The organism is Pseudomonas sp. CGJS7, assembly GCF_036961695.1.
Genome location: NZ_JBAMDI010000202.1, coordinates 1 through 13,541, shown reverse-complemented (window position 1 = coordinate 13,541; position 13,541 = coordinate 1). Strand labels below are relative to the sequence as shown.

11 protein-coding genes are annotated in these 13,541 nt (G+C 62.0%); 6 read left to right on the top strand and 5 right to left on the bottom strand.

The window, feature by feature from the left end:
• Positions 1–243 precede the first annotated feature (243 nt).
• A complete protein-coding gene (gene mscL, locus V7787_RS50135; RefSeq protein ID WP_020193520.1) occupies positions 244–663 on the bottom strand; it encodes a large-conductance mechanosensitive channel protein MscL in 420 nt (139 codons plus the stop codon).
• A 176-nt stretch (positions 664–839) separates the two neighbouring features.
• Between mscL and radA the strand changes: the two genes are divergently transcribed.
• Positions 840–2,210 carry a DNA repair protein RadA gene (gene radA / locus V7787_RS50130; RefSeq protein WP_003251626.1) on the top strand — a complete coding sequence of 457 codons (1,371 nt, stop codon included), beginning with the start codon at positions 840–842 and terminating at the stop codon, positions 2,208–2,210.
• Positions 2,211–2,245: 35 nt separating this feature from the next.
• On the opposite strand, the gene V7787_RS50125 is transcribed toward radA, so the two are convergent.
• Positions 2,246–3,763 carry a nucleobase:cation symporter-2 family protein gene (locus V7787_RS50125; RefSeq protein WP_012053706.1) on the bottom strand — a complete coding sequence of 506 codons (1,518 nt, stop codon included), beginning with the start codon at positions 3,761–3,763 and terminating at the stop codon, positions 2,246–2,248.
• Between the two features lie 263 nt (positions 3,764–4,026).
• The gene (locus V7787_RS50120; RefSeq protein ID WP_029615590.1) at positions 4,027–4,389 is read right to left on the bottom strand and encodes a PilZ domain-containing protein; all 363 of its coding nucleotides are present in this window, start codon (positions 4,387–4,389) and stop codon (positions 4,027–4,029) included.
• Between the two features lie 177 nt (positions 4,390–4,566).
• On the opposite strand from V7787_RS50120, the gene V7787_RS50115 reads away from it, so the two are divergent.
• From V7787_RS50115 to yjiA, 3 genes are all read left to right on the top strand, one after another.
• Positions 4,567–6,633 carry a carbon starvation CstA family protein gene (locus V7787_RS50115; protein WP_004577217.1) on the top strand — a complete coding sequence of 689 codons (2,067 nt, stop codon included), beginning with the start codon at positions 4,567–4,569 and terminating at the stop codon, positions 6,631–6,633.
• Between the two features lie 17 nt (positions 6,634–6,650).
• Entirely contained in the window at positions 6,651–6,848 is a 198-nt protein-coding gene (locus V7787_RS50110) for a YbdD/YjiX family protein (protein ID WP_003251633.1), read from the top strand.
• A gap of 77 nt (positions 6,849–6,925) precedes the next feature.
• Positions 6,926–7,903, top strand: coding sequence for a GTPase (gene yjiA / locus V7787_RS50105; RefSeq protein WP_064491637.1), 978 nt, complete (start codon positions 6,926–6,928; stop codon positions 7,901–7,903).
• Here yjiA and V7787_RS50100 read toward each other — a convergent pair.
• The gene (locus V7787_RS50100; RefSeq protein WP_104887057.1) at positions 7,863–9,350 is read right to left on the bottom strand and encodes a methylenetetrahydrofolate reductase C-terminal domain-containing protein; all 1,488 of its coding nucleotides are present in this window, start codon (positions 9,348–9,350) and stop codon (positions 7,863–7,865) included. The two genes, yjiA and V7787_RS50100, sit on opposite strands and share 41 nt — an antisense overlap.
• A gap of 228 nt (positions 9,351–9,578) precedes the next feature.
• Here V7787_RS50100 and V7787_RS50095 point away from each other — a divergent pair, with 228 nt between their 5' ends.
• Complete coding sequence (locus V7787_RS50095) at positions 9,579–10,403, top strand: 5-methyltetrahydropteroyltriglutamate--homocysteine methyltransferase (RefSeq protein WP_336095013.1); 825 nt, start codon at positions 9,579–9,581, stop codon at positions 10,401–10,403.
• Positions 10,404–10,843: 440 nt separating this feature from the next.
• Here V7787_RS50095 and V7787_RS50090 read toward each other — a convergent pair whose 3' ends face one another.
• Positions 10,844–12,022, bottom strand: a complete 1,179-nt coding sequence (locus V7787_RS50090; RefSeq protein WP_104887059.1) for an acetyl-CoA C-acetyltransferase — start codon at positions 12,020–12,022, stop codon at positions 10,844–10,846.
• 301 nt (positions 12,023–12,323) lie between these two features.
• On the opposite strand from V7787_RS50090, the gene fabV reads away from it, so the two are divergent.
• Complete coding sequence (gene fabV / locus V7787_RS50085; protein WP_003251642.1) at positions 12,324–13,535, top strand: enoyl-ACP reductase FabV; 1,212 nt, start codon at positions 12,324–12,326, stop codon at positions 13,533–13,535.
• Positions 13,536–13,541: the final 6 nt, after the last annotated feature.

Sequence of the window (13,541 nt, the reverse complement as noted above, 5' to 3'; positions counted from 1 at the left end):
GTGTAGGAGCGGGTTTACCCGCGAAGAGGCCGGCCCTGCTGGCCAATCTCCACCCGCCGTTCACCGTTGCCGCCGCCACCGTATTCGCGGGTAAACCCGCTCCGATGGTGGACACGCATTGGAGGTTGGACACAGGCCGCCGTGTAGGAGCGGGTTCACCCGCGAACACCGGCAGAGCCGGTGCCATCCACCGCATTGGTTTCTTCGCGAGCATGCCCGCCCCCCCCAGCGCCCCCGGCTATTTCAAGGCAAGCGGTTCTGGTTCTGCGTCTTGAGCAAATCGCGAATCTCGGTCAGCAGCGTCTCTTCAGCCGAAGGCACAGGCGGCGTAGTCGGCGCCACGGCTTCTTCACGTTTGAGCTTGTTGATCGCCTTCACGCCCATGAAGATGGCAAAGGCCACGATCAGGAAGTCGATCACGGTCTGGATGAACTTGCCATACGCCAGCATCACCGCTGGCACGTCACCTTCGGCAGCCTTCAGGGTAATGGCCAGATCGCTGAAGTCCACGCCACCGATCAGCAGGCCCAGTGGCGGCATGATCACGTCGCCGACGAAGGACGAGACGATCTTGCCGAAGGCCGCGCCGATGATGATACCGACCGCCATGTCGACGACATTGCCTTTGACTGCGAAAGCCTTGAACTCGTTGAGCATGCCCATGTTTGGTTCCTTGTAACAAAAGGTAAGGTTAAGGCAGTGTAAGCCACTTAAACGCTTCATGCGTTGTGTTCAGGGCTACTGACTGCAGTTAGAACGAATAGTTTTGTCGCATCCCGAGGCGTTCGAGACACGTCCTGCTCAGCTATCATGGCGAATTTTTCCAGGAGACCTCACCCATGGCCAAGGCCAAGCGCTTGTATGGCTGCACCGAATGCGGCGCGACCTTCCCCAAATGGGCCGGCCAGTGCGGCGAATGCGGGGCCTGGAACACCCTGGTCGAAACCATGATCGAAAGCGGCGGCGCTGCTGCACCCAGTAGCGGCCGCGCTGGCTGGACAGGGCAGCAGGCGCAGATCAAGACCCTGGCCGAAGTCAGTGTCGAGGAAATCCCGCGTTTCACGACCAGCAGCACCGAACTGGACCGCGTGCTGGGTGGCGGCCTGGTGGATGGCTCGGTGGTGCTGATCGGCGGTGACCCCGGCATCGGCAAGTCGACCATTTTGCTACAGACCTTGTGCAACATTGCCGTGGGCATGCCGGCCCTGTATGTCACGGGGGAGGAGTCGCAGCAGCAGGTGGCCATGCGCTCGCGGCGGCTGGGCCTACCCCAGGACCAGCTCAAGGTGATGACCGAAACCTGCATCGAGACGATCATTGCCACGGCGCGGGTCGAGAAGCCGCGGGTAATGGTGATCGACTCGATCCAGACCATTTTCACCGAGCAGTTGCAATCGGCCCCGGGCGGCGTGGCCCAGGTGCGCGAAAGCACAGCGTTGCTGGTGCGCTATGCCAAGCAAAGCGGTACGGCAATCTTCCTGGTCGGCCACGTGACCAAGGAAGGCTCGCTGGCTGGCCCAAGGGTGCTGGAGCACATGGTCGACACGGTGCTGTATTTCGAGGGTGAGTCCGATGGCCGCCTGCGCTTGCTGCGGGCGGTCAAGAACCGTTTTGGCGCGGTCAACGAACTGGGCGTGTTCGGCATGACCGATCGTGGCCTCAAAGAGGTATCCAACCCGTCGGCGATCTTCCTCAACCGTACTCAGGAAGAGGTGCCGGGTAGCGTGGTGATGGCAACCTGGGAGGGTACCCGGCCAATGCTGGTCGAGGTGCAGGCGCTGGTCGACGATAGCCATCTGGCCAACCCGCGGCGGGTGACCTTGGGCCTGGACCAGAACCGTCTGGCCATGTTGTTGGCGGTACTCCACCGCCATGGCGGTATCCCGACCCATGACCAGGATGTGTTTCTCAACGTGGTCGGCGGGGTGAAGGTGCTGGAAACGGCTTCGGACCTGGCGCTGCTGGCGGCGGTGATGTCCAGCTTGCGCAACCGGCCACTGGCCCATGGTTTGCTGGTGTTTGGCGAGATCGGCTTGTCGGGCGAGGTACGGCCGGTGCCCAGTGGCCAGGAGCGCTTGAAGGAAGCGGCCAAGCACGGCTTCAAGCGTGCCATCGTGCCCAAGGGCAATGCGCCGAAAGAAGCGCCTGCGGGGTTGCAGGTGATTGCCGTTACCCGGCTGGAACAGGCGCTGGATGCATTGTTCGAATAGCGTGCAGGAGCGAGCAAGCTCGCTCCTGCAACCCGTCAGTGCTCGGCAACGGCCGTGCGCCTGACCGTTTCATTGCCGTGCTCGTCCAGTTCCAGCATCGGCACTTCGTTACCCTCGGCATCGAACAGCTTGCCATCTTTGAAGTAGTCCCCATCACGCAGCGCGGAAATGTCCGAATACTGGATGGTGCGCTCGTAGGCTGCAGCGAACACTGACTGGTTTTCGGAGTTGCCGGTGGTGAAATGGTTGAAGATCAGGTTCAGCAGGATGGCCATGATCGCCGCCGAGCTGATGCCGGAGTGGAAGATGGTCTCGAACCAGTTCGGGAAGTGGTGGTAGAAGGTCGGCGCGGCAATCGGGATCATGCCGAAGCCCAGCGAGGCCGCGACGATGATCAGGTTGACGTTGTTCTTGTAGCTGACCTTGGACAGGGTGCGGATACCGCTGGCCGCCACGGTGCCGAACAGCACGATACCGGCGCCGCCCAGTACCGGGGTAGGCACGGCGGCAATCACCCGGCCCATGACTGGCAGCAGGCCGAGTACCACCAGAATCACGCCGCCGGTAGCCACCACGTAGCGGCTCTTGACCCCGGTCACGGCCACCAGGCCGACGTTCTGGGCGAACGCGCTTTGGGTGAACGAACCGAAAATCGGCGCCAGGATGCTCGAGGCCATGTCGGCGCGCAGGCCGTTGCCCAGGCGCTTGGAGTCCACCTTGGTGTCGATGATCTCACCCACGGCGAGGATATCGGCCGACGTTTCCACCAGGGTGACCATGATCACGATACACATCGACAGGATCGCGGCGATGTGGAACTCCGGCATGCCAAAGTGGAAAGGCGTGGGGAAGGCGAACATCGGGCCTTCGCTGACCTTGCTGAAATCGGTCATGCCCAATGCCCAGGCGATCAGCGTGCCGACCACCATGGCCAGCAGGATCGACAGGCGTGAGATGGTGGCGCTGCCAAGCTTGCTCAGCAGCAGCACGATGGCGAAGGTCAGCCCGGCCAGGCCGATGTTGGCCACGCTGCCGAACTCCGGCGAGGCGCTGTTGCCACCCATTACCCAGCGTGCGGCAACCGGCATCAGGGTCAGGCCGATGGTGGTGATGACGATACCGGTCACCAGCGGCGGGAAGAACTTGGTGATGCGCGAGAACACCGGTGTGATCAGAAAGCCGATCAGCGACGCAGCCATGACCGCGCCGAGCACCCCAGGCAGGCCACCGCCCCCCTCGCTGCTCAGGATCGCACCCATGGTCGCCACACCGGCGAACGACACGCCTTGCACCAGTGGCAACTGGCAACCGAAGAACGGCAGGCCAAGGGTCTGCAGCAGGGTAGCAAGGCCACCGGCGAACAGCGAGGCGGCGATCAGCATGCCGATTTCGGCACCATTCAGGCCCGCGGCCTGCCCCAGGATCAGGGGTACTGCGACGATCCCACCATACATGGTCAGCACATGCTGCAGACCATAGGCCAGGTTGGCACCAAGGCCGAGGTTTTCATCCTCGGGTCGCTTGGCGGGAGACGTGCTAGGGGACGTAGTCATGGAGCAGGCTCTCTGTTTATTGTTGTGCCGCTACTGTAGACACTTCCTACAAATGATTGCCACAAGAATTGTATACAATATTTTGATCGGAGCGCGAACAGGTCTGGCTGCAGGGTGTGCTAAAACCCAATGCAGAAGGCGTACCAACTTGGCAGAAGCTGTATTAGAAGGGTGTGTACAAAGCATCGCTACCCAGGCTTAAAGCTGTCTGGGTAGACAAGAAACACCAGGCGGGAAGGCTATTAGCTAGCTAAGAGATTTTATTATTCGATGAGTTCGCGCAGCTCACGCATCATTTCGGTGCTGTCAGCCACGTTCAATTCCACAAGACGGTGCAAATGGGTCATCGAATCGACGTCGATGTACAGGCAAATGAAGCCCAGGCGGTCCGGTTCTTCGTGGCGCAGTTCGACCTGCATCTGCACACGGACCTCGTTGTCCAGGTCGATGATGGCGTCGAAGTCCTGGGTCAGGTCGGCATCCCAGTCTGCCGGGCGTTCGATCAGCAAGCCTTTGAGTGAAAGGTCCAGCAGTTTTGCAGGCCAGCGTTTCAGCCCCTGGCGCAGCTCGGTGGGGGCATCGAAGTCGATGCGTTGAAAGCGGCGGCGTTCGTCATGATCGCTCATGGCATGGATCCTCGAATAGGTCATCAGGTGTCATCCTGACTATAGTTAGAGTTGCATGTGCATCAGGTACTGCAATCTGGCCGCAGAGGCTCTAGAACGAAGCAAGTGTGGCAATGCCGCTTGACTGGCCCTAGACTCGGTGGGCGGTCTTTCCAATCCACCAGCTGGAAGCTAACCATGAACAACAATAATAGCCTGCTACGCCATATTCCGTGGCTGGCGCTGGCAGTCATAGGCGCCTGCGCACTGGGTGTGGTTGCCCTGCGTCGCGGCGAGGCGATCAACGCCTTGTGGATCGTGGTCGCGGCAGTGGCCATCTACCTGGTCGCCTATCGTTACTACAGCCTGTTCATCGCCACCAAGGTGATGCAACTCGACCCCCGCCGTGCCACCCCGGCGGTGCTCAACAACGACGGCCTGGACTACGTCCCGACCAACAAACACATTCTTTTCGGTCACCACTTCGCTGCCATCGCCGGCGCAGGCCCCTTGGTCGGGCCGGTACTCGCCGCGCAAATGGGCTACCTGCCCGGCACGCTCTGGCTGATCGCCGGCGTGGTGCTGGCCGGTGCGGTGCAGGACTTCATGGTCCTGTTCCTGTCTACCCGCCGCAATGGGCGCTCGCTGGGCGATATGGTGCGCGAGGAAATGGGCAGAATCCCGGGCACCATTGCCCTGTTCGGCTGTTTCCTGATCATGATCATCATCCTCGCGGTGCTGGCGTTGATCGTGGTCAAGGCCCTGGCCGAAAGCCCATGGGGCATGTTCACGGTGATGGCGACCATCCCGATCGCGATGTTCATGGGCATCTACATGCGCTACATCCGTCCGGGCCGTATTGGCGAAATCTCGGTCGTTGGTGTGGTACTGCTGCTGGCCTCGATCTGGCTGGGCGGCGTGATCGCTGCGGACCCGGTGTGGGGCCCGGCGTTCACGTTCACCGGCGTGCAGATCACCTGGATGCTGGTGGGCTACGGTTTTGTCGCCGCCGTGCTGCCAGTGTGGCTGGTGCTGGCACCGCGTGACTACCTGTCGACCTTCCTCAAGATCGGCACGATCCTTGGCCTGGCCATCGGTATCCTGATCATCGCACCTGAGCTGAAAATGCCGGCGCTGACCCAGTTCACCGACGGCACCGGCCCGGTGTGGAAGGGGACCCTGTTCCCGTTCCTGTTCATCACCATTGCCTGTGGTGCGGTGTCCGGCTTCCACGCGCTGATTTCCTCGGGGACCACTCCCAAGCTGCTGGATAACGAAACCAACGCCCGCTATATCGGCTACGGCGGCATGCTGATGGAATCGTTCGTTGCCATCATGGCCATGGTTGCGGCCTCGGTGATCGAACCGGGCGTGTACTTCGCCATGAACAGCCCGGCTGCAGTGGTAGGTACCGATGTCGCGTCGGTGGCGCAGACCGTCAGCAGTTGGGGCTTCCTGATTACACCCGAGCAGCTCGAAGCCGTTGCCCGTGACATCGGCGAGCACACCATCCTGGCCCGTGCCGGCGGTGCGCCAACCCTGGCGGTCGGTATCGCGCAGATCCTGCACCAGGTGTTGCCAGGTGAAAACACCATGGCCTTCTGGTACCACTTCGCGATCCTGTTCGAGGCGCTGTTCATCCTCACGGCGGTAGACGCTGGTACCCGTGCCGGGCGCTTCATGCTGCAGGACCTGCTGGGCAGCTTCGTGCCTGCACTCAAACGCACCGAATCGTGGGGGGCCAACCTGCTCGCCACCGCTGGCTGCGTGGCACTCTGGGGCTATCTGCTGTACCAGGGCGTCATCGACCCACTGGGTGGCATCAACACCCTGTGGCCGCTGTTTGGTATCTCCAACCAGATGCTGGCCGGTATCGCCTTGATGCTCGGTACTGTGGTGCTGATCAAGATGAAGCGTCAGCGCTACATCTGGGTCACCCTGCTGCCGGCCGTATGGCTGCTGATCTGCACCACGGCTGCAGGCCTGATCAAGCTGTTCGACCCCAACCCGGCTGTCGGCTTCCTGGCCTTGGCCAAGAAGTACAGCACTGCGCTGGACGCCGGCCAGGTACTGGCCCCGGCCAAGGACATCGGGCAGATGCAGCACGTGATCTTCAACGCCTACACCAACGCGGGCCTGACGATCTTGTTCCTGCTGGTGGTCTTCAGCATCCTGTTCTTCGCCATCAAGGTCGGCTACGCCGCCTTGGGCCGCAAAGAACGCAGCGACAAGGAAACCCCGTTCCAGGCGTTGCCTGACGCGTAATCGAGAGGACTGCAATCATGTTCAACGACTTGGGTCGACTGGGCAAATACCTGGGGCAGGCAGCCCGCCTGATGGTCGGCATGCCCGACTACGACAACTATGTCGAACACATGCAGAAAACGCATCCGGACAAGCCGGTGATGAGCTACGAGGCGTTCTTCCGCGAACGTCAGGAAGCACGTTACGGTGGCAAGTCCGGGCCCAAGTGCTGTTGAGCCTGCGGTACGTGTAAACCTGTGGGAGCCTGGGTAACCGGCTCCCACAGTCATTTTCAGATTCAGGAGTATTTTGCGTGCAGACGCCCATTCCCGTAACCGTCCTTACAGGCTTCCTCGGTGCCGGCAAGACCACCTTGCTCAAGCACATGCTCAAGGCCGAGCATGGCCTGAAGCTCGCCGTGATCGAAAACGAATTCAGCGAGGCCGGCATCGACAGCCAACTGCTGGGGGACCAGCCGGTGCAGGTCATGACCTTGGCCAACGGGTGTGTATGCTGCAGCATCCATGGCGACCTGACTCGCGCTCTTTACCTGCTGCTTGAACGCCTGGATGCGGGGGAAATCGCCTTCGATCGCCTGGTGATCGAATGCACCGGCCTGGCCGACCCGGCGCCGGTCGCGCAAACGTTCTTCATCGACGAAGAGCTGCGTGAGCGCTACATCCTCGACGGCATCATCACCCTCGTCGATGCCGCGCATGCCGAACTGCACCTGACCCAGACCATCGCTCAGGCCCAGGTCGGCTTTGCCGACCGTCTGCTGCTGAGCAAGACCGACCTGGTCGAGCCGGCTGCTGTTGAAGCCCTGCGCGAACGCCTGGCCCGCATCAATAGCAGGGCTGCGATCCGTGTGGTCGAACACGGCTGCATCGACCTGGCTGAGTTACTGGATGTGCGAGGTTTCAACCTCAACCCTGACCTTGGGGTGAACCTGAAACCGATGTTGCGACCGGTGCTCAAGCCTGCCACCCCGGACCGTATCTCCACGATGGTGCTGCGTACCGAAGCCCCGCTGGATATCGACCGCCTCAGCAGCTTCATGAACGAGCTGCTGGAAACCCACGGCAAACAGCTGCTGCGCTACAAGGGCGTGCTGAACATTGCCGGCGAGGAGCGCAAGCTGGTGTTTCAGGGCGTGCTCAAGCTTTATGGCTTCGACTGGGACGCCGAGTGGGCTGCAGGCGAAGCGCGCGAGAGCGTGATGGTGTTCATTGCCGATGAACTGCCCGAGGCTACGATTCGGGCTGGCTTCGAGGCAATGGCTGCGGGCTGAGCCGCTGCGGCGCCTGCCCTGCGAACCACTGCGGCCATGAGCTGCGGTGGCGGGTTTCGACCTCGATGCACGGGATCAGGCGTTCGGTCAGCACAGCGGTTTGCCGCACTGCTTTGGCGGTGCGGTACTTGACGCTGTGGATGCACTCGCGGTCGCCGAACTCGCAGCGGTTCAGGGCGGTTCCGCCGCAAGGGCCATTGGCCAGGCCTTTAGGGCAGGTTTCCGGGCAGATATACAAGGTGTCTTCCAGGCGGCAACGGCCGCAGGTGTCGCAACCCACCAGCGGGCGCTTCACACTGCGCTCCAGCGTGTGCAGCACGTGTGCGCCGACGCGTGTACCCCACAGAGGCTGGCGCACCGCCCAGCCGAAGGCCTTGCTCAGGCTGTTGCGCCGGCTGAACAGCAGTGCGTGCATGCCATGCATCAGATGATAGCGGGCTTTTTCCTTGAATGAGGCATCGACCCGTGACTCGTCCAGGCGCCAGCCAGCCTGTGGCGGATGGAAGGTCACCGCCGGCAGGCCAGGCATCTGCCAGCTGGCGTGCCAGGCCGGTGCCCATTGCTCCAGGGACTGAACCTGGGTTTGCCAGTACTCGATACGGGTCTCCAGGGCCAGCAGCTGTTCGAGCGTGTGAACCCCTGACAGGTGCACACCGGCGTAGCCCATCAGCTTTGTACCGATAATCTGCAAGGCCAGGCGGTCAACACTGCGCGCCTGGGCAAAGGCCTTGGACTGCGCCGTCTCCGCTTCGAGCATGTCGCGCATGGATGGCGTGACAGTGACGCCGGCCACGTGGTCGAGCATCGCCGCGCGCCCGTGGGTGAGGCTCATGAGGCAGGCCAGCATGGGCTTGGGTGAGGCCTGACGGCGCATCCAGTGTATGGCTTCCTGATGCTTGGCGGCATCGAAGCCCAGCTGCAAGGTGAGGAAGTCAGCCCCCGCTGCCAGCTTTTTCTCGGCCTTGAAGTACTGGGCGCCGCCTTCTTCCTCGTGGTACTTGAACGGGTTCAGCGCCGCGCCCAGCAGCCAGTGCGGGCAGGCCTGGCGGGCAACCTGCAGGGCGGCGACCGATTCCAGATAACGCACCGGGCGCTGGCCTGGTTCATGGCCGGGCAGGCGGTCGCCAGTCAGCAGTAACAGCTGGTCGAGGCCGGCGGCGTCCATGCGCTGCAGTTGGGCGAGCAGGTGGTGGCGTTCGCGATCCTTGCCTGAAAAATGCGGCAGGGCGGGCACCGGGTTGCTGAACGAGGCGAGGGCGTCCAGCGGTGACATGTCCAGCGGGCTGCCGACACGATCACCGATGGCCACGGTCATGGGCCAGCCGCACAGGTGCGTACGGGCCATGATCGCTTCCATGGCGGCAAAGCGTTCTGCGGAAGGCTTGGGGACGAACTCCATTACGCAGACGAAGTTCTGTTCGCGCAGGGCGGTTTTCAGCAGGCTCATATTGGCCGGGCACCTGGTGTGGTCAGGGTGGCATTGTGCGGCAGAAGGCGAGCTGGGTCATGTCCGGATGCGCAAGGTGGTGATCTGAATGAGACATGGGGGCGTGAAGATCATGACAGCATGATCATGAAGATTTCTTGGGTTCATCTCAAATTTAATGAGTTTGTCTCAATACCCCGCCAGCCGGAGAATCCCCTCATTCATTCAAGCATGCTGAAGGGACAAGACATGGCACTGGCACATAACCTGGGCTTTCCACACATCGGCCGTGACCGCGAGCTGCGTGCTCGCCATTGGCAGGTGCAGAAAGACGCCGGCATCGAGCTGGTGCCGGTCGGTGACTTCGCCTGGGACAGCCACGTGCTTAGCGCAGGCGATCAGCCGTTCGTTCTGAACTGGGAACCACTGTTCGAAGAAGTGGAGCACGCCAAGGCCCTGGGCCTTGCAGTCAAGCCGGTGGTGATCGGCCCCTTGACCTATCTGTGGCAGGGCCAGACCCTGGGCGGTGACTTCGACAAGCTGGAGCTGCTTGACCGCCTGTTGCCCGTGTATGACCAGCTCCTCAACCGCCTGGCCGCGCTGGGCGTTGAATGGGTGCAGATCGATGAACCCATCCTCGCTCAGGCGCTGCCCCAGGACTGGAAAAACGCCTATGAACGTGTCTACAACATCCTTCAACGCGCACCGTTGAAGAAGCTGATCGCCACGTACTTCGGCGGCCTGGAAGGCAACCTCGGCCTGGCCGCCAACCTGCCGGTCGATGGCCTGCACGTCGATCTGGTTCAGGCGCCCGAGCAGTACCAGACCATTCTCGATCGCCTGCCGGCCTACAAGGTACTGTCGCTGGGCCTGGTCGACGGTCGCAACGCCTCGCCTTGTGATTTGGGCAAGACCCTGGGGCTGCTGCACGAAGCCCATGAACGCCTGGGTGAGCGGCTGTGGTTGGCGCCGGCTTGTTCGTTGCTGGAGATTCCAGTGGAACTGGCCGTGCAGAAGTGCCAGGAAGTGGCGGTGCTGGCCGCGTCGCTGGAGCAGGACCGAGCCGCGGCTTGATCAGATGCTGCCTGTGCCGGCCTCTTCGCGGGTGAACCCGCTCCTACGACGGCCTGCGCGCAATCACCGATGTGTGTCCACCACCGATCAGTGGTAGGAGCGGGTTTACCCGCGAATACGGTGGCAGCTGCAACGGTGAACGGCTGGTGGAAATTGGCCAGCAGGCCCGGCCCTTTCGCGGGTGAACCCGCTCCTACACGCGGCCTGCGCCCGATCACCGATGTGTGTCCGCCACCGATCAGTGGTAGGAGCGGGTTTACCCGCGAATACGGTGGCAGCTGCAACGGTGAACGGCGGGTGGAAATTGGCTAGCAGGCCCGGCCCTTTCGCGGGTGAACCCGCTCCTACACGCGGCCTGCGCCCGATCACCGATGTGTGTCCGCCACCGATCAGTGTAGGAGCGGGTTTACCCGCGAAGAGGCCGGGCCTGCTTGAATCAATCAGCGCTCGATGGCCAGCGCCACCCCTTGTCCACCACCAATGCACAAGGTCGCCAGGCCTTTCTTGGCATCCCGTTTGATCATCTCGTGCAACAGGGTCACCAGCACCCTGCACCCGGAAGCACCAATCGGGTGGCCCAGGGCAATCGCCCCTCCATTGACGTTAACCCGCGCGGCATCCCATGCCAGCGCATTGCCCACGGCCAGCGCCTGGGCGGCAAAGGCTTCGTTGGCTTCGATCAGGTCCAGTTCGGCCAGTTGCCAACCGGCCTTGTCCAGGCAACGCTGGGTCGCCGAAACCGGACCAATGCCCATGATCGCGGGGTCTACCCCGGCACTGGCGTAGGCGGCGATCTTCGCCAGTACCTGCAAGCCCAAAGCCTCGGCCTTCGCTGCGCTCATCAAAAGCACGGCGGCGGCGCCGTCGTTCAGGCTGGAGGCATTGCCTGCGGTGACGCTGCCGTCCTTCTTGAAGGCCGGACGCAGTTTGGCCAGGGACTCGGCGGTGGTGTCCGTGCGTGGTTGCTCGTCACGGGCAAAAACCTTGGGCTCTCCCTTCTTCTGCGGCAGCACGATGGGGGTGATTTCAGCGTCGAAACGGCCGGCCTCGATCGCTGCCACTGCCTTGCGCTGCGATTCGGCAGCAAAGGCATCCTGCTGCTCACGGCTGAGGCCGTACTTGTCCACCAGGTTTTCGGCAGTGATGCCCATGTGGTAGTCATTGAAGGCATCCCACAGGCCGTCCGTGATCATGCTGTCGATCAGTTGGCCATGGCCCATGCGTTGGCCGGTGCGGGCCGAGGGCATCACGTAGGGGGCTAGGCTCATGTTCTCCTGGCCACCGGCAATCACCACCTCGGCATCGCCACAGCGGATCGCCTGGGCGGCCAGGTGCAGGGCCTTGAGGCCCGAGCCGCAGACCTTGTTCAAGGTCAGGGCCGGTACGCTGAAGGGTAGGCCAGCCTTGATCGCTGCCTGGCGTGCCGGGTTCTGTCCGGCACCGGCAGTGAGCACTTGGCCGAGGATGACTTCGTCGACCTGCGCCGGGTCCAGCCCGGTTTGTTTCAGCAGTTGCTTGATCACGGCGGCGCCGAGGTCAACCGCAGGCACAGTGGCCAAGGCGCCCTGGAAGCTGCCGATGGCGGTACGGGTTGCGGCGACGATCACCACGTCGTTCATGTTGTTGTTCTCCGTGCAATGGGCGTAGTGCCGCCAGCATCGGCGGGATTGGCTTATTTGTTAAGTTTGTTTTTCTTTCTGATTGATGTGAAAAGCAAATCAATGGGTGGCTGGCGTTCTCACCAGCCAATCTGGATTTCCTGCAGCCATGACCCTCCTGCACAGACGAACTCTGGTTTTGCATCCCTCTGATCACCCCGTAATATGTGTCGGATAACCTGCGGGGGTAGTCTCACCCTCTGATCAATCGGAATCGCCCCAAGCGGCGCTTTCCTGGCATAAACCTGACGAGGTACAGACATTGGCCATCATTCATCCTAAGGTTCGCGGTTTCATCTGCACCACGACTCACCCGAAGGGCTGCGAGCTCAACGTCCGTGACCAGATCGAAGCCACCCGCAAGCTGGGCGTACGCGAGGATGGCCCGAAGAAGGTCCTGGTCATCGGTGCTTCCAGCGGCTACGGCCTGGCTGCCCGCATCACGGCGGCCTTCGGCTTCAAGGCCGACACCCTGGGCGTGTTCTTCGAAAAACCAGGCACCGAGACCAAGGCCGGCACTGCTGGCTGGTACAACGCTGCCGCCTTCGACAAGTTCGCCAAGGCCGAGGGCCTGTACAGCAAGTCGATCAACGGTGACGCCTTCTCCGACGAAGCCCGCGCCAAGGTCATCGAGCTGATCAAGAACGAAATGGGTGGCAAGGTCGACCTGGTCATCTACTCGCTGGCTTCGCCCGTGCGCAAGCTGCCGCAGACCGGTGAAGTCATTCGCTCGGCACTCAAGCCGATCGGCCAGCCATACAAGTCGACCGCCATCGACACCAACAAGGACACCATCATCGAGGCCAGCATCGAGCCGGCCACCGAGCAGGAAATTGCCGACACCGTCACCGTCATGGGTGGCCAGGACTGGCAGCTGTGGATCGATGCGCTGGCTGGCGCCAATGTACTGGCCGAAGGCGCTCGCACCGTGGCCTTCAGCTATATTGGCAGCGATATCACCTGGCCGATCTACTGGCACGGTGCTCTGGGCCAGGCCAAGCAGGACCTGGACGAAACCGCCCTGCGTCTGAACCAGAAGCTGGCCGGTGAAGTGAAAGGCGGCGCCAATGTGGCGGTGCTCAAGTCGGTGGTTACCCAGGCCAGCTCGGCCATCCCGGTGATGCCACTGTACCTGTCGATGGTCTTCAAGATCATGCAGGAGAAAGGTGTTCACGAAGGCACCCAGGACCAGCTCGACCGCATGTACCGCGACCGTATGTACCGTACCGACGGTGCGCCGGCAGAGGTCGACGAGAAGGGGCGCCTGCGCCTGGACGACTGGGAACTGCGTGACGACGTGCAGAACGCCTGCAAGGCCCTGTGGCCACAGGTGACCACCGAGAACCTGTTCGAGCTGACCGACTATGCCGGTTACAAGAAGCAGTTCCTCAACCTGTTCGGCTTCGAGCGCGCTGACGTCAACTACGACGAAGACGTGGCCACCGATGTGAAGTTCGACTGCGTCGAGCTGTAATCGGGT